The following is a 19,448-nucleotide window of genomic DNA, read 5'->3' as shown; positions in this document are numbered from 1 at the left end:
TGCCGGAACCAGCCAGAAACCCTCCGCCCGCTTTATTGTTAATCTTTCGCAACTTGCGTTGCGGGGCTGTAAGAGGAGGCCGCTTGATGCTGTCAGGCGGCGCGTTACCGGGAAATCCGGACAAAAAAAGGGGCGCCAACCCTGCGCCCTTTTCTTTTTCTCCGCCACTGCGCCAGCCCCGGCGCAGATGCGCTTGTTCCAGGCGCTTACGGCAGGCGGCGTTCAATCGTGATGTTCTCGACTTCGACGCGGCGATTGGGCTCCAGGCACTTGATCAGCGCGGGAAGCTTTTTGTCGGTGCAGGCCACGACCGGATCGGCTTCACCCTTGCCTTGCGCCTTCAGGCGATTCGCATCAATTCCCTTGCCGGTCAGGTAGGTCTTGACGGCAAGCGCGCGGCGCTCGGACAGCTTCTGGTTGTACTGGCTGGAGCCGATGCGGTCGGTGTAGCCGGTGATGACCACTTCGTTGACCTCGCCATGGCTGCCCAGGGCGGCCGCGATTTCATCGAGTCTGGGCTGCGGCATGCGCAACCCGGTGCTGTCAAAGGCAAACAGCTCGGTTGCCGACAGGGTGTACTTTTCAAACCGGGGCGCGGGCGGCGGCGGTGGCTGCGGTGGGGCAATCGCGACGACTTGCGGAGCCGGTTCGATGGCCGCCATGCGCGGCGCGGGCGCCTGGGTTTTTCCGCCGAAGCGGTAAATCAGGCCGACCGACACCAGATCGACATGGCCCCGGTTGCCGATGGCATCGTTGACCCGGTAGCGTTCGGCCTCGGCGCGCACGGCCAGCGATTCGGTCAAGGCGTATTGCAGCCCCAGGCCGAGCTTGTAGTTGGTGTCGTTCTTGCGGGGATTCGGATTGGCCACCTGGACGGCACCGGTGCCGCTGAAGGAATCGCGGGCCTGCGCGTAATTCAGCCCGGCCCGGCCGAAGACGGAAAACTTCTCGCTCAAGGGAAGGGTGCCGACCAGGTCAAGGTTCAGCCCCCTGAGCTTGATGCGGCCGTCCAGTGTTCCGGCCGGCACGGTGGTGGCGGTGTAGCCGAAATTCCCCAGGTCGAAATAGCCGCCTTCGACCGCGAAATTGTTGTTGATCTGGTAGCCGCCAAAAATCTTGTAGCCGGTGGAGCGGTCGTCATCGACGATGGTGCTGGAACTGAACCCGCTGCCAATCAGGCCGCTGTTGATTCGGGCGTCGTCAATCGTCGCGGCCGAGCGGCCCGCATTGGCGCCGCCGTACCAGCCCGAATCCTGCCCTTGCGCCAGGGCTCCCGGGCTGGCCAATGCCGCCAGCGCGGCCAGGCTGAGCACACCCGCGATGTTTGTTGATTTCATGTGGTTCTCCAAGCAGGATTTAAATCATTGACCCGTTGCCGCTGGCCTCAGGGCAGGTTGATGCGCGTGTTGACCATGGTCACGCCCGAGATCAGGCTCAAGGCCCGGCCGTCGAGCACCGTGAGCTTGGCGTTGCCGGCGGTCGAGAAGGTCACGGCCTGCTGGGCGATGATGGTTCCCTTCATGAAACCGCCACCCGCCGCATTGATGGTGGCCGATGTACCGACCTGCCAGAACACATTTTTCGCCTGGGCGCCGTTTTTAAGCACGATGCTGCGGGCGCCCGTCGGTCCGGCAATGCCCACCGTCAGCGAACTGCCCATCTGGAAGACGAAGACTGCATTCGGGTCGCCTTGCGCATCCAGCGTCAGGTCGCCCTGCGTCAGCTGGTAGGAAGTGGCGGAGGTGTAGGTGCCGGGGGCAAGGGTCAGCAAACCCAGCTCGCCCGCGCCGGCATAAGCGCCCGGCGGCATGGCGACCAGCTGGTTGTAGGCCACTTGCGCGGCGGCCAGGGCGGCATCGGCAATCACTTTGGTGGCGGCATTGCCGGGAGCGGGCGGATAGGTGTAGATGCTGCCGTTCACGACGCCCTTGTTCAGCGGCGTCACGGTGTACACATTGCCAGCCGTGTCCTGAAAGCCGGTCACGCCGGTCGATACGGCAGTGGTGCCGATGTCGCCATTGATGACGGTGTCAATGCCCTGGTTGGTCATGCCGGCGGTGCCGCCGTAGCTGGCAAAGGGTGCAGCCGCGCCAAGGACGATGGCCGATGGAACCGGCGGCACGGTGCAATTGACGGCGGTAAAGCTCCAGGCATGGCTGGCGAGCATCGGGTTGCCCGGAATGGCCAGGTCCTTGACGCCGGTGGCGCCGCCCTTGACCACGGCGGAATACGTGACCCCGGCGGTCAGCGCGGCAAGCGGCGTGAAGGTCGCCACGCGGCCCGTGGCATCGTCCAGCACCACCGATGCCGCCACCACGGGGGCCAGCGCCGGGCCGGTCACGGTGAAGGTGGCGGCATTGACGGTTGCCGGGTCCATTTCAAAGCCGGAGGGCACGCTGAAGCTGGCGTTGATGCTGGCGTTCGTGCAGACGTTGGCGGCGCCGGCGGCAGGCTGGGTGGAAAGCACCGAGACATTGGCGGGCGCAACCGGCGCGGCGGTGGTGAATGTCCACACATGGTTGCTTGCCGCAGGCAATGGCGCCTGGTTGCCGGCCAGCTGGTTGCGCGCCAGGTCGGTCGCTGCAGCCGTCACGGTGGCGGTATAGGTCGCGCCCACGGCCAGCGCGGCGGCCGGCCGGAAGATGGCCGTCTTGCTGGCCAGGGAATAGCTCACGCTGCCTGCGGGTGACACGCAGGGCGCCGCACAGGTCACGGTAAAGCTGGCGGCCGTGATGGTGCCGGGGGCCATGGCCTCGGTGAAGGCTGCTTTGATGGCGGTGTTGGCGGGCACGCCGGTCAGAGGACCGGGGTTTGCCGTCGCGGGAACCGTGAACGATACCCGGGGCCGCGTGGTGTCGGCTGTGGCGCCGGTGGTGAAGCGCCAGACATAGGGACTGGCCAATGCAAGGCCGCTGGCCAGGCTGGTCGCCCCGCTGACCGTGGCCGTGTAGGTGGTGGACGCTGCCAGCGTGGTGGCCGGCGCCAGCGCAAGGGTTGCAAGCTGCTGGGTCGAATCCAGTGCCACGACTCCCGCAGGGCTTGCGCAGGGAGCGGCACAGCTCAGCGTAAAACTGGCTGCGCCCGTCATGGACACCGGCTCGTTGAAGGCGGCGGTGATCAAGGTGTTGTTGAGCGCAACGCCCGTGGAACCCGGCGCGGGCGCCACGGCGGTGACCACAGGCGCGACAAGGACAGCGGCCGGAGGGACGACGGTCGCGCCGCCTGAACCCAGGATCGGATCACGCCCGCCACCGCATCCGGCGGCCAAGGCACTCAGCAACACGGCAGCCAGCCAGGGGCGGCAGCGGGACTGGCTATTTAATGGTTTCATTGCTTGTCCTGTCGATGTGAATCAAGTTGTCTGCGTTACGAAAATGCATAACTTCTACGCATTTTTCGCAGTTTTGTTACGCAGTTTTTGCAGTTTTGCCGCGATTATGGGTTTTATCCGTGCGCCAAAGCACATATCACAACTTGTCAGCGTCACGTCCTACATCCAGTAAGACCAGGGAAATGAAGCTTGTTTGCGTGATTTTTTTGGCGTTAGCAGCCTAGCTGCACCGGGACCGCTGCTGCCTGAGCGCGGCATGAAGCTGCTCCAACGCCTCGACACACTCCAGCACCACCGCCTGGATCGAGCTTGCCGATTGCGGCGCCGGCGGCAAATAAACGCTTGTCGCCACGCTGGTCGCACAGTGCGTGAGCCTGTAGGTGACGGCGCGAAACAGCATGTCCCAGTCCTCACGCCCAATGTCCATCTGGCCGAACCTGTGTCCTGCATGGCCTGGCAACAGGCTGCTGGCCTCAGGAGTCTGGTGCATTGATTGATTCATGAAGTCTCAGTTAACAGTGATTGCGACGACCACCTCCCCCGACGGCCTTGCTTCAGGCAATCGACCAGGGATTCCTCAGGCGCTTTAAAGACTTGTAACTGTTTAAGGTTCTGCTGTCCGTTCGTTACCGCACATAGCTTGATGAGTTTCGCCTGGCCACAGCAAGTCGTTGTAGGTTTGCTGGCTCGTGGCATAGCAACTGCACGCGGCAGCTTCAAGTCCGCTGCGGTCGAGCACCCGGATTTCGCCCCGGTGGTATTGGATCAGCCCGCTGCGCTGCAGCGCACTGGCAGCCGCCGTGACGCCGACGCGGCGCATCCCCAGCATGTAGGCAAGAAACTCGTGCGTCAGGTGAAAGCTGTCGCAATGGGCGCGGTCCTGGCTCATCAGCAGCCAGCGCGCCAGGCGCGGGCCGATCAGGTGAAACCGCAGGCAGGCCGCCGAGGTGGCCTGCTGGACCATGAGCACATAGAGGTAACGGTGCAGGCCGCGCCGCAGCGCCGGACTGCGCGCCAGTTCGCGCTTGAAGGGAACGGTAGCGATGCGCCAGGCCATGCCCGAGCCCTGCACCAGCGCATGCAGCGGCGCAGTGACCACGCCCAGCGCCAGCTGCGCGCCCAGCATGCCTTCACGGCCCACCATGCCGACTTCCACACCCGGGGTGCCGTCCACCAGCGCCACCAGGGAGATATATCCGCGCGTCGGGAAATAGACATGGCGGGTCGGTTTGCCGGGTTCGCACAGGACTTCTGAAAGCACCAGTTCGACCGGCTCGCAAATGGCCAGAAGGCGTTCGCGATCCTGGGCGGGAAGTAATTCAATCAGGTGGTTTTCGGCGGCATTCATGCGGGCTTTCGGGGGTGTTGCAAACCCTTCCGGGGAAGGGGCAAGTTCAAAGCCGCGCAGCTGTCAGATACAGGTCGATTCGGAGTGGCTGAGTATGCACCACGCCCGCGATGCGTGAACGGGCTGGCCTGGAGCCATGCCAAAGATGGCTTCAGGCCCGGGGTCGGCAACGCGCCTAGGCCGCAAGCTTGTCCGGAAGCAGCCGGTCATATTCCTTCTTGACCACGGCATAGCATTCGCAAGTGCGTTTTTCCAGCCCCGGGCGGTCGAGCACCGTGATGCGGCCGCGCGAATAGCTGATCAGTCCGGCTTTTTGCAAACTGAGCGCGCCTTCGGTCACGCCTTCGCGGCGCACGCCGAGCATGTTGGCAATCAGCTCCTGCGTCATCACCAGTTCATTGCCCTGCAAGCGGTCCAGGCTGAGCAGCAGCCAGCGGCACAGTTGCTGGTCGAGCGAATGGTGGCGGTTGCACACCGCGGTTTGCGCCATTTGCGTGATCAGGGCCTGGGTGTAGCGCAGCAGCAGGTGCAGCACCGGCGCACGCTTGAACTCTTCCTTGATGGCCTGCGCCTTGAGCCTGAAGCCCTGGCCGGCGCTTTGCACCACCGCCCGGCTGGGCGTTGACTCGCCGCCCATAAACAGGGAAATACCCACCACGCCCTCGTTGCCGACCACGGCGATTTCGGCCGATGCGCCGTTTTCCATGACGTAGAGCAGCGAGACGATGGCGGTGGTCGGAAAATACACATGGCTGAGCGTGCTGCCTGATTCGTACACCACCTGGCCCAAGGGCATCTGGACAAATTCGAGTTGCGGCAGCCAGCGCTGCCATTCAGCATCCGGCAACGCGGCAAGTAACTGGTTTTGTAAGGGGTCGTGGCTAACAGGCATCAGGATTTCCAGGGCAGATCTGGCTTGATTTACTACCTGGGGTAGCGATCTCGCAGGGACCGGAGTATAGGCAATCAAGACCGAATGGTATGTGCGCTAGCGTACACACCATCGGGGCAAAACACAAATTCTCCGGCTACCTTCCCTCCCTCTGAAAAAGCCCGCCGCGCAACTGGCGTCAGTGGCGTATCCAGCGCCGGCCCAGCAACACACCGGCCATGGTGGCGCCGGCCAGCATGGCAATCGACGGTCCGGGCATGGCGCGCGCCATGTTCACCGCGATGTCCGCCGTGCGGGGCGCCACCAGTTCCAGCCTGCGCTTCATCATCTTGCTGCCGAGTTCGCCAAGCTGCTCCGGCAGCAGCCGCTCGGCCTCGGGCAGTATCAGGGTTTCCTCGTCGGCCACATGGTGCAGCACGTCGCGCATCAGCTCCATGTAGGTGTCGTCGTAGCGCGCGTCCTCCGGCTCCATGCCGCGCAGCACGGCAATCAGGCGTTTCATTTCAGCATGCTCGGAAAGCGCCTTCCTGACCACTTCGCTGCCGGTGGCTTCGCGAATGGCGGGATAGAAGATTTCTTCTTCAAGCTGCGCATGAACTTCCAGCGCCAGGCAGGTGGTGTTGACCAAGCCGAGCTTGATGTGCGGCTTGCTGGCGGCTTTGTACTGGTGAAAGGTGGTCATCACGCTGGCGTGGTCCATGCGGATCATGTTGATTGCATTGGGCGCCAAGGCCTTGGTGATTGCGTTCATGGGATTTCCTCTTTAAAGGTAATGAGGTGATGCGGTGGTGGATCAGACGGCGGCCTGCGTCAAGCCCCGCCTATCCCGACGATGACCTTTCCGCTGCCCTTGCAGGACGGGCATGTCGCATCGCCGACGCGGCCGGAGCCACCGCATTCGCGGCAGATGCCTTCGCCGGTGCCAGGCGTTCCGGCGGGCGCTTCGTCGCCCGGGTTCAGAACATCCCGTGGCGCTGAAATCGGCCCGCTGTCCGGGCGGCCCGCCGACGCGCCGAACATCTCCAGTGAAGCGCCCGGGTCTTCCTCGCCAGCCACCGACTGGCTGTCCAGGTCGTCCGGTTCCGGCGATGCGGCTGGCATGCCAGGCCTGGAATTGACGGGTGGACTGGCGGCTTTGCCTGTCGTGTCCGCTGGCGATGGGTCTGGTTGTTCAGTCATGCGCGTTTCCCCCTGTTAGTTACCGCCGATTCCATCATTCAACCCTACCCACGCTTCAAGCCGGGTGCAGCCGCCAAGCTTCGCGCCTGAACGTAAGACAGTTCGTACACTGGGCCTGCCCCAGCAGCGCGGCACGCCTTAGGAAGCGTCGGTCCTGGGCGGCCTGGGAATCTTCTTCAGCTTGATCAGGCGGCTGGTTTCGATCTTGTCCTTTTTCACCTGCCGCTCGGCGTCCAGCAGTTGCCCAGCAGCCAGCCATTGGGCAAACTCCTCGGGCGTCTCCAGCGTGATGCGGCCCAGCGTGGCGGCGCGGAATTCGTAAATCACGATCTCGGCGGCTTTTTGCAGGTTGATGCGGCCCTTGGATAAAACCGCACCGCGCTTGCGGCCGATTTCTTCCAGCACTTGCTCGTCGGTGATGCCCGGCGTCAACTCCAGCTTGTAGCGCGCGGCCAGCGCTTGCGGGTAGTTCGGAATCAGGTAGTCGAGCAGTTCCAGCGCCACCTCTTCTTCTTCAAACGCGTTGCGGCCAATCGCGCCGCTGGCGGCCAGGTTGTAGCCGCTCTTGGCGACGATGATGCGCGGCCAGAGCATGCCCGGCGTGTCCCACAGGTAAAAGCCGTCAGCCAGCACCAGCCGCTGCTCGACCTTGGTGATGCCGGCCTCGTCGCCGGTCTTGGTCGCGCGCTTGCCGGTCAGGGTGTTGATGAGCGTGGATTTGCCGACGTTGGGAATGCCGCAGATCAGCACGCGCATCGGCTTGACCATGCTGCCGCGCGTCGGCGCCAGCGCGTGACAGGCATCGATCAGCGCCTTGGCCGGCGTGCTCATGCTGGCGTCCAGGCCGATGGCGCGGGTGCCGGGCTGGCTGTTGTAGTGCTCCAGCCAGAGCGCGGTGCGCGCCGGGTCGGCCAGATCCTGCTTGTTGAGCACCTTGAGCGCGGGCTTGGCGCCGGTCAGCTCGGCCAGCATCGGGTTGGCGCTGGAGCCGGGCAGGCGGGCGTCGAGCAGTTCGATCACCACATCAATTTCCTTGATGCGCTCTGCAATAGCTTTTTTGGTCAGGTGCATGTGACCGGGAAACCACTGAATGGCCATCGGGATGTTTCTTTCTTGGGTTGGGCAGGTGCGCTAGGGGCTGCGTGATTGCAGCGGGGCGGCGCTTGGCTTTTCACCGCGAGCCGCCCGGCACCGAACAGCGAATTGTCGCCTTTTCAGGCGCGGCTCTGCGCGGCACGCTGACGGGCCGCGCGCAATGGGGGAAAATCCGCTGCATGCCCCTACCCAACGCCCCCACCCGACGACCGAACAACCCCGGCACCCGCCAGGCCGACAAAAAAGCCAACAACGAGTTGCTGATCAAGGGGATTTTGTGCTCCCTGATTGGCCTGGGCGTGCTGCTGTCGCCCTACTTCATCACCTCGCCCGGCATGCAAGGCATCGTCGCCAAGGCCTCGCTGGTCGGCTGGTTTGCGCTGGTGCTGGGCGTGGCCTTCATCGGGCTGTATGTGCGGCGGCGCATGACGGCCGCAGTCAAGCCCTGATCCACTGCCATGCCGAACCCGTGCATGGCTGACCTGTGCGCGCCCGCCAGCCGGGAGGTTTGGCAACTGCTGTTCACCGCCCTGCAGCAGCGCGCCCGCGACATGGGCGTAACCCTGCGCCGGCCTCCGCCAGAACCCACGACCTGCTGCGGGCGCGGCTGCAATGGCTGCGTGTGGGAGGGTTTTTACAGCGCTGCTGCTTATTGGCGTGAAGAGGCTTTGCTTGAACTGCAGCCGCAATAGGGAATAAAGTTCAAGAGAACAAAATTCCTGGCATCCATACGCTCAAGCTGCCGGGTTTGCCGCTATTTTTATGCGGGCAAGGTCTTCAAATGGCGCATGCGTTTGCGTATTGATGGAGACGTTGACGATATAGACGTCAGCGGCTTGCGGTAGACATGACCTTTGAGCGCCAACCAAGAACGAAGAACGGAGCGACAAATGCCAACCAAACATCCCGCGTCCCAAAAGCTCCTGGCGGAAACCCGTGAGCAATGGTCACTCTTGTCGCTGTACGAGCGCTTCGAGCAGATTGTGGCGATTGTTTTAAGTCTCGTGATCGCAGTGATCATCGCTCTGGCTCTCGTGCAACTACTCATCCGCATCGTCCCGCTGTTGGTGAGCGGCGCCATAGATCCACTGGATCATGAAGTCTTTCAAACGCTCTTTGGCATGATCATGACGCTGCTCATCGCCATGGAATTCAAGCATTCGATCATTCGCGTTGCACTGCGGCGATCGAGCATCGTCCAGGTCAAGACCGTTATGCTCATCTCGCTCATCGCCTTGGGCCGCAAGTTCGTCATTCTTGATACCAAAGCCACGAGCGCGAGCACCATTGCGGCGCTGGCGGGCGCAACCCTGGTCCTCGGGCTGGTCTACTGGCTGCTGCGCGAGCGCGACGACCGTCTCCCGGACGGCGAAGGCGATTAGCGCGGGAAGCCTGTTTTTTCGTGCAGTGCATGGAAACGGCCCTGCTGTTCAGTGGTGTCTTCAGCCTGCGCCATTTACCAATGCGCCGTGTCAGGGATACAGTCCGGATACACGCCGCTGCCACACTCGCCTTCTGATAAAAACCGACCAGGAGAAGCTGCCTTGAGTGACAAGAACGAATCCATTTCCATCAACCGGCGCGGCTGGCTGGCCATGGGCATCGCCAGCGCGGGTGCCACTGGGCTGGCAACCACAGGCGCCCGTGCCGCCACCGGCAATGCTGCCGCAGCGCCGCTGGTGGCGTGCCGCTGGAGGTGCGTTTTGCCGTGATGGACGCCAGCGGCGCGCCGCTGCCCAATGCCCGCGTGGACATCTGGCACTGCAATGCCGCTGGGCTGTATTCGGGCTATGCGGGCCAAGGCGACAAGCAGGGCATCAGCACCAAGGGAAGCACGTTTTTGCGCACATCCACTTCAAGGTGCTGAACGGCCAGCGCACGGTGCTGACGTCGCAGTTCTTTTTGCCCGATGCGCTCAGTGAATTCCTCTACACCAGCCTGCCGGACTACCGGCGCACGCAGGTGCGCGAAACGCTCAACCGCAATGACGGCATTGCGCTGGTGGCCGGAAGCACGGTGCTGGGCACGGTGCGTGAAGAGGCGGACCGCTATGTCGCCACGCTCAATGTGGTGGTCGATCCCTTGGCCACCGCCGTGACAGCCGGCATGCCCATGCCGGGCGAAGGCGCGCCGCCTGAAGGCGAACGGCGCGGTCCGCCGCCCGGTGGTGCTAACGGCCCTCCTCCGGGCGGCGGTCCCGGGCGCGGCAAGGCGCTGAGTCCTGCCGAACGCCTGTCGGCGCTGGTACCCGGCAAGCCGAAAAACTGAGACAACGCGGGGCTACCCCTTTTCAGAGCCCGGCCGTCAGTGAACTGCCAGGGCCGCAGCCGACAGCCCCCGCAGGCTGCGAGGCGGATCGATCCCTCGGTCAATCGCTACGTTTTTAATAGCTTACAGCGCAGACGCAGCATGCGTGGACAGGCTTTTTTGCTTGAAAAACTTGCTCAGACATGCGCGACTTCTGGAACCCGCACCTCCAAACATTCCGGCGACACATAGTGCTGGCGGTATTCCTCGAACGGCAGGCTATCGGCGGCTTCGATCTTCTTGCGTTCCTCGACCGACTGCTCGCTCAGCGCGGTGAAGCGCGCCAGCTGCTCGTCCGTCAGCGGCAGGCCTTGCAGGGCGTCGCGGGTTTTGAGCGACTGGGCGCGGACAAAGCGGACAAAGGAGTTGTCGAAGTCGCGCTCCATGGTGGCCAGCACGCGGGCTGACGGCAGCGTGTCGGCATCGGCCAGCCCCGTTGCGGCCGCTGCCAGCGCATCGCGGTACTGCGTGCCGCCGTGTACGGCGTCGAGCGCTGCGGCAATCGGCGCGCATTGGGCCAGCACTTCGCCGCCCCACTCCACCAGCGCCACCTCGCCGCCCTGGCGCTTGAGCATCACGCCGGGTTCGCGGCCGCGCGCCGCCGTCTGGTGCTGGTTGTGCTTGAGTTCATTGATTTCGGCCGGCGTGTCGGGCGGGCTGTCCGACAACAGGCAGTGCAACAGGAACACGTCGATGAAACGCATCGTCTGCGCGTTGATGCCGACCGTCTCGAACGGGTCCAGGTCCATCAGGCGGACCTCGATGTACTCGACGCCGCGCTCGCGCAGCGCATGCAGCGGGCGCTCGCCCTGGCGAATCACGCGCTTGGGGCGGATCGTGCCGTAGAACTCGTTCTCGATCTGCAAGAGCGTCGTGGCCAGCTGGTTGTAGTCGCCGCCGGGGTTGCGGATGCCCACCGCCTCATAGGCCGGATAGGGCCGGCTCAGTGCGTCCTGCAGCGACGCGGCATAGCCTTCGAGGCTGTTGTAGCTGACGGCCAGCGACGCCTGCGCATCGCTCTGGTAGCCCAGCCGCCCCATGCGCAGCGACGTGCCGTGCGGCATATACATGGTGTTGTCGGTCAGTTTTTGCAGCTCGTGCTGGCGGCCGGCGACAAAGGTCGAGCACACCGCCGGCGAGGCGCCGAACAGATACAGCAGCAAGAACGCCTGGCGGCGGAAATTGCGGATCAGCGCGAAATACTGCTCGCTGGTCACGCCGGGCAGCGACCAGTTGTAGTGAATGCCCGAGATCGTCTGCATGCGCCGGCCATAGCGGTGCGACAGGCCCATGCGATAGACGCTCTTGGCGCGCCCGACGTTGGACGAGCCGAAGCGGGCAATCGGAATGGTCTCGTCGGTCGGCAGGCCGCAGGGCATGCTGGAGACCCAGAGCATTTCGTCGCCGTTCTCCTTCAGCGCGCGGTAGGTGAACTGGTGCAGCTGCGTGAGTTCGGCCAGGGCGGCTTCGGGGCTGAGATGCGCGCTGGTGACCAGCTCGACCTGCGATTCGCTGAAGTCGGTGGTGATGCTCGGGTGCGTCAAGGCCGAACCGAGGGCGGCGGGATGCGGCGTCAGCGCCAGGGCGCCGCTGGGCTGGGCGCGCAGGCTTTCTTTTTCAATGCCGCGCCGCATGCCCTTGAGCTGCCGGGGCGTGAGCGCTTTCAGGCGGCTCAGGCGGTTTTGAAATATCGCATTGGCGGGTGCCTGCAGTTGGGTCATACGGTGTTGCCTCGGGATTCTTGGAAATTGGCGTGGAAGTTATCACAGGCCCGTGCTTCGCGCTGTGGCGGGTCAATTGCCGGCACTGCCGTGAACGCTCCCTCTCAGGCCAGGACGCGCAGCAGCCACTTCTCCAGGTCAGCCACTTCCTGCGGGCAGACCGAATGCTCCATCAGGTACTCATGCCATTCGACGGGGTAACCCATGGCCGTCAACGCGTCACGGGTAGCGACGGCGCGCGGCAGCGCCACCACGCCGTCGCGCGAGCCGTGGGCCAGGAAGATCGGCACGTCCTTGTTGGCGGCGCTGCCTTCGGCAAGCGTTTTTTCAGCCAGCGGCAAATAGCCCGACAGGCCCGCAATGCCGGCCAGCCGCTCTTTGTGGCGCAAGCCAGCCATCAGCGCCATGGCGCAGCCCTGCGAGAAACCGGCGACCACGATGCGGCTGGCCGCAATGCCGCGCGCTTTTTCGTTGGCGATGATGGCTTCCATGGACGCCTGGGTCTGGCGCATGCCGGCTTCGTCCTGGCGGCTGACCAGGTCGGCGCCCAAAATGTCGTACCAGGCGGGCATGCTGTAGCCGCCGTTGATCGTCACCGGCATGTGCGGCGCGCTCGGAAACAAAAAGCGCACCGGCCCGATGCTCGACAAATCGAGCTGCTCGGCAATCGGCACGAAGTCGCGCCCGTCGGCGCCCAGGCCGTGCATGATGAGAATGGTGGCGACGGGGTTTTCGCCGGTCTGGGCTTCAATGATCTGGAGGGACATGCGCTTGCCAATAAAAAGAATGGAAACAAAAGGCCAGGATGAGGCTGCGACTACCAATCAGCGCGGGCCATCCCGGCCGCTTCAGTGCCCTGATTTTAGTGCGCACTGCCCTATCGACGCTGGCCGGGCAGGAGGCAGGCACACCGCTCGATGGCCTTGAATCCAATTGACAATCTGATGCGTATTTTTTGGACAGCTTGCGGCATGATGATCGAACTGCGTTCCCAGGGCTTTACGAAGGCGTCACCATGAAAACCAGTTCAACCCTCCCCTCTCTTTTTGCTTGCCACCTGGCGCAGTGGCTGGCAGCGGCGCTGGCCGCCTTCATGCTGTGGGGGCCGGCGCAGGCGTCGCCGCTCAGCAGCGACGACGAGAAAGGCGTGCGCGCCGTGGTTGAAGGCCAACTGGCCGCGCTGGCCAGGGACGACGCCCGCGCGGCGTTTTCGTTCGCTGCACCCAATGTGCGAAGAACCGTCGGTTCGGCAGCGCAATTCATGGAGATGGTGCGCAGAAACTATCCGGCCATCTACCGCCCCGCCTCGGCCGCTTTCCTCAAGCCCGAGGACCACCATGGACAAGTCCTCCAGCGGGTGCAGCTGATGGATGACGACGGCAATGCCTGGCTGGCGTTTTATAGCCTGCAGCGGCAAAAGGACAAGACCTGGCGCATCACCGGCTGCCAGGTCGTGCCCAACAAGGGGCGCATGGCCTGACCGGGCACACCTGATTTGCTATGTTTTAGATAGCTACTTGCGCTTATGGATAAAGCGCAAACGCCTGTTTTGACATAAAAATAGCGCCGCCCGCCCTCGCCCGCTCATTCTGCCGGCCCTTTTCCAGCCAGCCCCAGCCGCCGGGCCAGCCTGACCAGGTTGGCGCGGTGCAGGCCCAACTCGCGCGCGGCCGAGGCCCAGTTGTGGCGATGGCGCTCCAAAGCCGCTTCTATGCACTGGCGCTGGTGCGCCTCGGTCGAGGTGCGCAAATCGACGGGCGTCGCAGCGCTGGCGGCGGGCGTATCCGTGGCCGCCGCCGTGGTTCCTGCCGCCGCGCTTTCTGGCGCCACCGGAAAGTCAAAATGCCGGGCGCTCAGGCTCACGATGCGGGGCCGTGGCGACTGGCCGGCCAGCGCCTTGAGCGCGCTGCGGCTGACCAAGTGCTCCAGCTCGCGCACATTGCCGGGCCAGTCGTGCGCCAGCAGCGCAGCGCGCGCGCTGGCATCGAGCCGCAGGCTGCCCAGCCCCAGCCGCGAACGGTTCTGCTCCAGGAAATTGCCCGCCAGCAGCAGCACGTCCTGGCCGCGCTCGCGCAGCGGCGGAACGGCCAGCGGATAGACGCTGAGCCGGTGGTAAAAATCGGCGCGAAAGCGGCCGTCTCGCACCTCGGCGGCCAGGTCGCGGTTGGTGGCGGCAATCACGCGCACATCGACCTGGTGCTCGCGGTCCGAGCCCAGGCGCTGCAGCTGCCCGCCCTGCAGCACGCGCAGCAGCTTGGCCTGTACCGCCAGCGGCAACTCGCCGACTTCGTCGAGGAACAGCGTGCCGCCATCGGCCAGCTCGAACTTGCCGCGCCGGTCGGCCACGGCGCCGGAAAACGCACCGCGCACATGGCCGAACAGCTCGCTTTCGACCAGCGTCTCGGGCAGCGCCGCGCAGTTCAGGCTGATCAGCGGGCGCGCGGCGCGCGGCGAGGCGGCATGCAGCGCCTGCGCCACCAGTTCCTTGCCGACGCCGGTTTCGCCCGTCAGCAGCACCGTCAGCGCGCTGTTGCCGGCGCTGGCGATTTCCTCCAGCAGCCGCAGGTGCGCGGGGCTTTGGCCGATCAGCGCGGGCGGCGCGCTTTTTTCGGCCATCAGCGCGCGAAAGATGTCGGCGCGCCGGCGCTCGTCTTCGGCCCGCAGGGCCAGGCCTTCGATGCGCTGCACGACGCTGACGGTGGCGGCCGCCAGGCTGGCGAACGCCTGCAGGTCGCGCAGATCGACGCGCGCCAAGCGCTCGCTGGCGAGCGCGTCGAGGGTCAGCAGGCCCCACGGCTTTTCACCGACCCGCACCGGGCAGCCCATGCAGTCATGCACCTCCAGCTGGCCATGAAAGCCCTCGACCAGGCCGTCGTAGGGATCGGGCAGCGGGCTGTCGGCGGCAATGCGCAACGGGCCGCCGGCCGCCAGCAGCAGGCCAAAGCGCGGGTGCTCGTCGATTTTGAAGCGCCTGCCCAGCGTGTCGCGGCTCAGGCCGTTGACCGCCAGCGGCAGCAGCCAGTCGCCGTCCAGCCGCAGCAGGGCCACCGCGTCGCAGGGCAGCAAGGCACGCATCGCATCCAGCAGGCGGCGGTAGCGCTCGCTGTCAGGCAGTTCGCGCGACAGGTCATCGACCAGCGGCACCAAGGCCTGCAGCATCGGGTTGGCAATCAAATTGACTCCTTAAAGCATCATTTTGACTACTTTACACCCGTATCTTTTTGACTCCCATCTATCGCCAACGGCTGCAAGTGCTTGATCCATATCAATTGTGTTGCTGGCACGACTATTGAATAAGGAAGTTATCGGCAGCTTGCCGGGCTTCGCATGGTGCGAGGCGCGAACTGCCTTCAATGGAGAATTCATGCTGACCCCAGAACAACGCGCCATCGTCAAATCCACCGTCCCGCTGCTGGAGACCGGCGGCGAGGCTCTGACCACCCATTTCTACAAGATCATGCTGGCCGAGCATCCCGAGGTGCGGCCGTTTTTCAACCAGGCGCACCAGGCCAACGGCGACCAGCCGCGCGCGCTGGCCAACGGCGTGCTGATGTACGCGCGCAACATCGACCGGCTGGAGCAGCTCGGCGGGCTGGTCAACCAGATCATCCAGAAGCATGTGTCGCTGCAGATCGAGGCGGCGCATTACCCGGTGGTGGGCAGCTGCCTGCTGCGCGCCATCCGCGAGGTGCTGGGCGCTGAAATCGCCACCGACGAAGTGATTGCCGCCTGGGCTGCGGCCTACCAGCAGCTGGCCGACATCCTGATCGGCGCGGAAGAAAAGATTTACGCCGACGTGGCCGCCGCCCCTGGCGGCTGGCGCGGCGGACGCGCGTTTCGCGTGGCGCGCAAAGTGGCCGAAAGCGCCGAGATCACCTCGTTCTACCTGGAGCCGCAGGACGGCGGCGCACTGGCCGATTTCGAGCCCGGCCAGTACATCGGCCTGCGCCTGGTGGTGAACGGCCAGGAAATCCGCCGCAATTATTCGCTTTCGGCCGCGCCCAACGGCAGCGACTACCGCATCAGCGTCAAGCGCGAGCCGGGCGGCGTGGCCTCGAATTACCTGCATGACCAGGTGCATGAAGGCGATGTGCTGGAGCTGGCTCCGCCGGCCGGCGAATTCGTGCTGGCGGACAGCGACAAGCCGCTGGTTCTGATCAGCGGCGGCGTCGGCATCACGCCCACGCTGGCCATGCTGGACGCGGCCTTGCTGGGAACGCGGCCAGTGCATTTCATCCACTTTGCGCGCAACCGCTCGGCGCATGCGTTTCGCGCCGCCATCGAGGCGCGCCATGCCCGGCATGCCCAGCTCAAGCGCTTTTATGTCTATGACGAGCATGCGGACGAAGCGCAGGCGCCGCACGCCATTGGCCTGCTCAGCAGCGCGCGGCTGGCCGAATGGCTGCCGGATTCGCGCGACGTGGACGCCTACTTTTTAGGCCCCAAGCCCTTCATGCGGCGCGTCAAGCAGCAGCTGCGCGAACTGGGCGTGCCTGAATCGCAGACCCGCTACGAGTTTTTCGGCCCGGCCAGCGCGCTGGAATGATGCGCTGAACACTATTGTTTTGATAGCTTCCTGCGCCCGTCCCGCTTGCGCAAAAGGCATTTTTTATCAATAAACGTGACTGCGCGGCGTTTCCGGTCAGACCGGCATCCATCAATACGTACCGATGTAGTCCTTCTTGCCCACTTCCACGCCGTTGTGGCGCAGGATGGCGTAGGCCGTGGTGGTGTGGAAAAAGAAATGCGGCAGGCCGTAGCTGAACAGGTAGGACTCGCCGGTAAAGCGCTTTTCCTTCGGCGTTCCGGCCTGCGTGACGATTTCGCGCGTGGCGGCTTCGTCGAACAGGGCCGCATCCAGGCCTTCGATGAACGCCAGCACGGTGGCGATGCGCGCCTGCAGCTCGGCAAAACTCTGCTCGTCGTCGGCCAGCTTGGGCACGTCCACGCCGGCCAGCCGGGCCGAGACGCTCTTGGCGAAGTCGGTGGCGACCTGGACCTGGCGCAGCATGGTGAACATGTCGGGGAAAAGCCGCGCCTGCAGCAAGGCGTTGGGGTCGATGTTTTTCGCGGCAACATGCGCGTCGGCCTTGGCCAGCACCCCGCTGAGGCCGCCCAGCATCTGTTTGAAAACGGGAATCGAGGCAGTGTAGATAGCGCTGGTCATGGAATCTTTCGGTAGGGAGTGCAACAAGGAAGGCGGGCCGCCGGTAGAGGCGAGCCCGCAAACCCAGGGGATTCTCGCCGGCTTGCGCCCGACGCGTTGTGTCGGCTCCAATGGCCTGAAAATCATCGGCCTATCCACGAACCTCAGAAACCTGCCACCACCCCGGCCAGCCACGCATCAATCAGCGCCGGGTCATTCACCGTCCTGATCTGCTGATAGGCGATTTCGGCCTCGGGAAAACGCCGGCGCAAGAAATTGAGCCACTGCTTGAGCCGGCCGGCGCGCGAGCGGGCATCGAGCCGGGTGCAGACGATGTGCCAGAACTGGGCCAGCAGCGGCACCAGCTGGGGCCAGGCAACGCCCGCAGGCGATGCAGCGCCGTTCATGGCCGCCTTGATCGCCAGCCCCAGCCCCGGATCGGTCACCACACCGCGCCCCAGCATCAGCGATTCGCAGCCCGACGCCTCGCGGCAGCGGCGCGCATCATCGACCGTCCAGATTTCGCCGTTGGCCACCACCGGAATGCGCACGGCGGCGCGAATGTCGGCGATGCGCTCCCAGTAGGCGGGCGGGCGGTAGGCCTGCGCCTTGGTGCGGGCATGCACCACCAGCTCGTCCGCGCCAGCGCCGGCAATCGCCAGCGCGCATTCGACCGCGCGCGAGTCGTCGTTGAAGCCCAGCCGCATCTTGGCCGACACCGGCATGTGGTTTGGCACGGCGCGGCGCACGGCGGCGACGATGGCGAAAACGGTTTCCGGCTCGTCGAGCAGCGCCGCGCCGCCGCCATGCCGGTTCACTATTTTTGCCGGGCAGCCGAAGTTCAGGTCGATGCCGGCCGGCCCGAGTTCGGCCAGCCGTCCGGCGTTTTCAGCCAGGCAGACCGGGTCGGAACCGAGCAGTTGGGCGCGCACCGGCACGCCGGCCAGCGTGCGGCCGCCGTTGTGCAGCTCGGGAACGATGCGGGTGAACACGCGCTCGGGCAGCAGCTGGTCGGTGATGCGGATGAATTCGGACACGCAGCGGTCAATGCCGCCCACACGCGTCAGGATGTCGCGCAGCACGAAGTCGAGCAGCCCTTCCATGGGCGCGAGCAGGATCATGGCTTCGCTAAATTGCGCGACAGGCGGTAACTGAAAGTCAGGCCGCGCCCAGGCGCCAGAGCGACGTGACTTCGGCGGCACGCGCCTTGTGCAGCGGGTTGCTTGCATCGGCCGCCTTGGGATGATCGGGCTTGGCGTCGATGCGGCCTAGCACCTTCAGGCCGCTGGCCTTGATCGCGGCGAGCAGCTCGGCGCGCGTGCGCAGGCCCAGCTGTTCGGCGAAATTGGACAGGATCAGCCAGCCTTCGCCGCCGGGGGCCAGATGCGCAGGCAAGCCCTTGAGGAAACCGAGCAGCATGCGGCTGTCTTCGTCGTACACAGCGCCTTCGAGCGGCGAGCCGGGGCGCGCCGGCAGCCATGGCGGGTTGCAGACGATGACCGACGCTTGTCCCTCGGGAAACAGGTCGGCCTGCATCACCTTGACCGGGTTCGGCAGTCGCAGGCGGTAGATGTTTTCGCGCGCGCATTCGAGCGCGCGCGGGTCCAGGTCGGTCGCGACGACCTGATCGACCTCGCTGCGCAGCGCCAGCACGGCCGACAGCACGCCGGTGCCGGTGCCGATGTCGAAGGCGACGAATTTCGAGCCTGGATTGGCGGGCAAGGGGGCGTTGGCGACCAGATCGACGTACTCGCCGCGCACGGGCGAAAACACGCCGTAATGCGGGTGGATGCGGTTGTTCGGCGCCTTGCCCAGGGCGGGAATTTCAACGCCCTTCTTGCGCCACTCGTGCGCGCTGATCACGCCCATCAGCTCGCGCAGCGACGCCACGCTGGGCTGGGCGCCCTCGCCGACAACGCCCCAGGCTTCGGCGCAGGCCTGTTTGGCATCGGGCGCGCGGCGCAGGTCAATGCCGTAGTCGGCGCCAAACTCGATCAGCACCATGCCCAGCACGCGCGCGCGCTGCGACTGGGCCTGGCGGTGCAGGTGGAAATCCTGGCCGGCCGGAACGCCCGAGGCGGCGTTGTCGGCGGCTTTCTTGATCGCGACGCGGGCCAGCTTGGAGGCTTTGGGCGGCTTGTCGATGCGCCGGGCCAGCGCCTGCACCATCTGCCGGGCGTTCTGGAAATCGCCGCGCCAGAGCAGGCCCGTGCCTTCGCAGGCCAGCCGGTAGGCGGTGTCGGCGGCCATGGTGTCGTCGGCCTCGACGATGCGCCGGGGCGGCGCCGCGCCGCGTTCGGAACGCCAGAGCGCCGAATGCTCTACCCCTGCTTCTTTCCACTGAATAAGGGTTGAGGCCGGGGCGGCTGATTCGGCAAGCGTGACGGCGGTCACGGAAAAGAAGGTAGGCATGGGCAAGGCAGTCAGAA

Annotated in this window: 22 protein-coding genes; 8 read left to right on the top strand and 14 right to left on the bottom strand. The window is 64.9% G+C overall.

Annotated features, from left to right (window positions below):
* Positions 1–206 precede the first annotated feature (206 nt).
* From PNAP_RS06615 to ylqF, 8 genes are all read right to left on the bottom strand, one after another.
* The gene (locus PNAP_RS06615) at positions 207–1,337 is read right to left on the bottom strand and encodes an outer membrane beta-barrel protein (RefSeq protein WP_011800725.1); all 1,131 of its coding nucleotides are present in this window, start codon (positions 1,335–1,337) and stop codon (positions 207–209) included.
* Between the two features lie 47 nt (positions 1,338–1,384).
* A complete protein-coding gene (locus PNAP_RS06610) occupies positions 1,385–3,331 on the bottom strand; it encodes an ice-binding family protein (RefSeq protein WP_011800724.1) in 1,947 nt (648 codons plus the stop codon).
* A 220-nt stretch (positions 3,332–3,551) separates the two neighbouring features.
* Positions 3,552–3,821 (bottom strand): hypothetical protein, encoded by a 270-nt coding sequence (locus PNAP_RS06605; protein WP_041376576.1) that lies wholly within the window; start codon positions 3,819–3,821, stop codon positions 3,552–3,554.
* Positions 3,822–3,935: 114 nt separating this feature from the next.
* Positions 3,936–4,679, bottom strand: coding sequence for a Crp/Fnr family transcriptional regulator (locus PNAP_RS06600; RefSeq protein ID WP_011800722.1), 744 nt, complete (start codon positions 4,677–4,679; stop codon positions 3,936–3,938).
* 175 nt (positions 4,680–4,854) lie between these two features.
* Positions 4,855–5,571 carry a Crp/Fnr family transcriptional regulator gene (locus PNAP_RS06595; protein ID WP_011800721.1) on the bottom strand — a complete coding sequence of 239 codons (717 nt, stop codon included), beginning with the start codon at positions 5,569–5,571 and terminating at the stop codon, positions 4,855–4,857.
* 178 nt (positions 5,572–5,749) lie between these two features.
* Positions 5,750–6,322, bottom strand: a complete 573-nt coding sequence (locus PNAP_RS06590; RefSeq protein ID WP_011800720.1) for a hemerythrin domain-containing protein — start codon at positions 6,320–6,322, stop codon at positions 5,750–5,752.
* Between the two features lie 59 nt (positions 6,323–6,381).
* Positions 6,382–6,750 (bottom strand): hypothetical protein, encoded by a 369-nt coding sequence (locus PNAP_RS27875; RefSeq protein WP_011800719.1) that lies wholly within the window; start codon positions 6,748–6,750, stop codon positions 6,382–6,384.
* Positions 6,751–6,888: 138 nt separating this feature from the next.
* Positions 6,889–7,848 carry a ribosome biogenesis GTPase YlqF gene (gene ylqF / locus PNAP_RS06580; RefSeq protein WP_011800718.1) on the bottom strand — a complete coding sequence of 320 codons (960 nt, stop codon included), beginning with the start codon at positions 7,846–7,848 and terminating at the stop codon, positions 6,889–6,891.
* Positions 7,849–7,913: 65 nt separating this feature from the next.
* Between ylqF and PNAP_RS06575 the strand changes: the two genes are divergently transcribed.
* From PNAP_RS06575 to PNAP_RS27860, 6 genes are all read left to right on the top strand, one after another.
* Positions 7,914–8,294 (top strand): hypothetical protein, encoded by a 381-nt coding sequence (locus tag PNAP_RS06575; RefSeq protein WP_332261696.1) that lies wholly within the window; start codon positions 7,914–7,916, stop codon positions 8,292–8,294.
* 24 nt (positions 8,295–8,318) lie between these two features.
* Positions 8,319–8,537: an oxidoreductase-like domain-containing protein gene (locus tag PNAP_RS06570; RefSeq protein ID WP_049763649.1), complete on the top strand. Its 219-nt coding sequence runs from the start codon at positions 8,319–8,321 to the stop codon at positions 8,535–8,537.
* 198 nt (positions 8,538–8,735) lie between these two features.
* Positions 8,736–9,227 carry a phosphate-starvation-inducible PsiE family protein gene (locus tag PNAP_RS06565; RefSeq protein ID WP_011800716.1) on the top strand — a complete coding sequence of 164 codons (492 nt, stop codon included), beginning with the start codon at positions 8,736–8,738 and terminating at the stop codon, positions 9,225–9,227.
* 162 nt (positions 9,228–9,389) lie between these two features.
* Positions 9,390–9,557 carry a hypothetical protein gene (locus tag PNAP_RS27870; protein ID WP_232290762.1) on the top strand — a complete coding sequence of 56 codons (168 nt, stop codon included), beginning with the start codon at positions 9,390–9,392 and terminating at the stop codon, positions 9,555–9,557.
* The gene (locus PNAP_RS27865; protein ID WP_232290761.1) at positions 9,542–9,712 is read left to right on the top strand and encodes a dioxygenase family protein; all 171 of its coding nucleotides are present in this window, start codon (positions 9,542–9,544) and stop codon (positions 9,710–9,712) included. The genes PNAP_RS27870 and PNAP_RS27865 overlap by 16 nt, the downstream gene beginning before the upstream one ends.
* On the top strand, positions 9,706–10,113 hold the full coding sequence (locus PNAP_RS27860; RefSeq protein ID WP_049763648.1) for a peptidase associated/transthyretin-like domain-containing protein: 408 nt from the start codon (positions 9,706–9,708) through the stop codon (positions 10,111–10,113). The genes PNAP_RS27865 and PNAP_RS27860 overlap by 7 nt, the downstream gene beginning before the upstream one ends.
* A gap of 176 nt (positions 10,114–10,289) precedes the next feature.
* Here the strand turns inward: PNAP_RS27860 and gshA are convergent, their stop codons facing one another.
* Together gshA and PNAP_RS06550 are read right to left on the bottom strand one after the other, a co-directional pair.
* Positions 10,290–11,873 carry a glutamate--cysteine ligase gene (gene gshA / locus PNAP_RS06555; protein WP_011800714.1) on the bottom strand — a complete coding sequence of 528 codons (1,584 nt, stop codon included), beginning with the start codon at positions 11,871–11,873 and terminating at the stop codon, positions 10,290–10,292.
* A 104-nt stretch (positions 11,874–11,977) separates the two neighbouring features.
* The gene (locus tag PNAP_RS06550) at positions 11,978–12,640 is read right to left on the bottom strand and encodes an alpha/beta hydrolase (RefSeq protein WP_011800713.1); all 663 of its coding nucleotides are present in this window, start codon (positions 12,638–12,640) and stop codon (positions 11,978–11,980) included.
* 248 nt (positions 12,641–12,888) lie between these two features.
* Between PNAP_RS06550 and PNAP_RS06545 the strand changes: the two genes are divergently transcribed.
* Complete coding sequence (locus PNAP_RS06545; protein ID WP_011800712.1) at positions 12,889–13,353, top strand: DUF4864 domain-containing protein; 465 nt, start codon at positions 12,889–12,891, stop codon at positions 13,351–13,353.
* A gap of 104 nt (positions 13,354–13,457) precedes the next feature.
* Here PNAP_RS06545 and norR read toward each other — a convergent pair whose 3' ends face one another.
* On the bottom strand, positions 13,458–15,047 hold the full coding sequence (gene norR, locus PNAP_RS06540; protein ID WP_011800711.1) for a nitric oxide reductase transcriptional regulator NorR: 1,590 nt from the start codon (positions 15,045–15,047) through the stop codon (positions 13,458–13,460).
* A 190-nt stretch (positions 15,048–15,237) separates the two neighbouring features.
* On the opposite strand from norR, the gene hmpA reads away from it, so the two are divergent.
* On the top strand, positions 15,238–16,419 hold the full coding sequence (gene hmpA, locus PNAP_RS06535; RefSeq protein ID WP_011800710.1) for an NO-inducible flavohemoprotein: 1,182 nt from the start codon (positions 15,238–15,240) through the stop codon (positions 16,417–16,419).
* Between the two features lie 111 nt (positions 16,420–16,530).
* Here hmpA and PNAP_RS06530 read toward each other — a convergent pair whose 3' ends face one another.
* The 3 genes from PNAP_RS06530 to PNAP_RS06520 all read right to left on the bottom strand — a co-directional run bounded on the left by PNAP_RS06530 (position 16,531) and on the right by PNAP_RS06520 (position 19,431).
* On the bottom strand, positions 16,531–17,040 hold the full coding sequence (locus PNAP_RS06530) for a DUF1993 domain-containing protein (RefSeq protein WP_011800709.1): 510 nt from the start codon (positions 17,038–17,040) through the stop codon (positions 16,531–16,533).
* Positions 17,041–17,183: 143 nt separating this feature from the next.
* Positions 17,184–18,140 carry a tRNA dihydrouridine synthase gene (locus tag PNAP_RS06525; protein ID WP_011800708.1) on the bottom strand — a complete coding sequence of 319 codons (957 nt, stop codon included), beginning with the start codon at positions 18,138–18,140 and terminating at the stop codon, positions 17,184–17,186.
* A 37-nt stretch (positions 18,141–18,177) separates the two neighbouring features.
* Positions 18,178–19,431, bottom strand: a complete 1,254-nt coding sequence (locus tag PNAP_RS06520) for a methyltransferase (protein ID WP_011800707.1) — start codon at positions 19,429–19,431, stop codon at positions 18,178–18,180.
* Positions 19,432–19,448 lie beyond the last annotated feature (17 nt).

The organism is Polaromonas naphthalenivorans CJ2 (genome assembly GCF_000015505.1).
GTDB classification, from domain to species: Bacteria; Pseudomonadota; Gammaproteobacteria; order Burkholderiales; family Burkholderiaceae_C; genus Polaromonas; species Polaromonas naphthalenivorans.
Note: the sequence above shows the minus strand (reverse complement) of the source record. Positions and strands in the feature narration are given on the sequence as shown.

Excerpts from the sequence above, each read along its gene's own strand:
- PNAP_RS06615 (WP_011800725.1), bottom strand. The coding sequence starts at position 1,337 with ATGAAATCAACAAACATCGCGGGTGTGCTCAGCCTGGCCGCGCTGGCG.
- PNAP_RS06610 (WP_011800724.1), bottom strand. The coding sequence starts at position 3,331 with ATGAAACCATTAAATAGCCAGTCCCGCTGCCGCCCCTGGCTGGCTGCC.
- PNAP_RS06605 (WP_041376576.1), bottom strand. The coding sequence starts at position 3,821 with ATGCACCAGACTCCTGAGGCCAGCAGCCTGTTGCCAGGCCATGCAGGA.
- PNAP_RS06600 (WP_011800722.1), bottom strand. The coding sequence starts at position 4,679 with ATGAATGCCGCCGAAAACCACCTGATTGAATTACTTCCCGCCCAGGAT.
- PNAP_RS06595 (WP_011800721.1), bottom strand. The coding sequence starts at position 5,571 with ATGCCTGTTAGCCACGACCCCTTACAAAACCAGTTACTTGCCGCGTTG.
- PNAP_RS06590 (WP_011800720.1), bottom strand. The coding sequence starts at position 6,322 with ATGAACGCAATCACCAAGGCCTTGGCGCCCAATGCAATCAACATGATC.
- PNAP_RS27875 (WP_011800719.1), bottom strand. The coding sequence starts at position 6,750 with ATGACTGAACAACCAGACCCATCGCCAGCGGACACGACAGGCAAAGCC.
- ylqF (WP_011800718.1), bottom strand. The coding sequence starts at position 7,848 with ATGGCCATTCAGTGGTTTCCCGGTCACATGCACCTGACCAAAAAAGCT.
- PNAP_RS06570 (WP_049763649.1), top strand. The coding sequence starts at position 8,319 with ATGGCTGACCTGTGCGCGCCCGCCAGCCGGGAGGTTTGGCAACTGCTG.
- PNAP_RS06565 (WP_011800716.1), top strand. The coding sequence starts at position 8,736 with ATGCCAACCAAACATCCCGCGTCCCAAAAGCTCCTGGCGGAAACCCGT.
- gshA (WP_011800714.1), bottom strand. The coding sequence starts at position 11,873 with ATGACCCAACTGCAGGCACCCGCCAATGCGATATTTCAAAACCGCCTG.
- PNAP_RS06550 (WP_011800713.1), bottom strand. The coding sequence starts at position 12,640 with ATGTCCCTCCAGATCATTGAAGCCCAGACCGGCGAAAACCCCGTCGCC.
- PNAP_RS06545 (WP_011800712.1), top strand. The coding sequence starts at position 12,889 with ATGAAAACCAGTTCAACCCTCCCCTCTCTTTTTGCTTGCCACCTGGCG.
- hmpA (WP_011800710.1), top strand. The coding sequence starts at position 15,238 with ATGCTGACCCCAGAACAACGCGCCATCGTCAAATCCACCGTCCCGCTG.
- PNAP_RS06530 (WP_011800709.1), bottom strand. The coding sequence starts at position 17,040 with ATGACCAGCGCTATCTACACTGCCTCGATTCCCGTTTTCAAACAGATG.
- PNAP_RS06525 (WP_011800708.1), bottom strand. The coding sequence starts at position 18,140 with ATGATCCTGCTCGCGCCCATGGAAGGGCTGCTCGACTTCGTGCTGCGC.
- PNAP_RS06520 (WP_011800707.1), bottom strand. The coding sequence starts at position 19,431 with ATGCCTACCTTCTTTTCCGTGACCGCCGTCACGCTTGCCGAATCAGCC.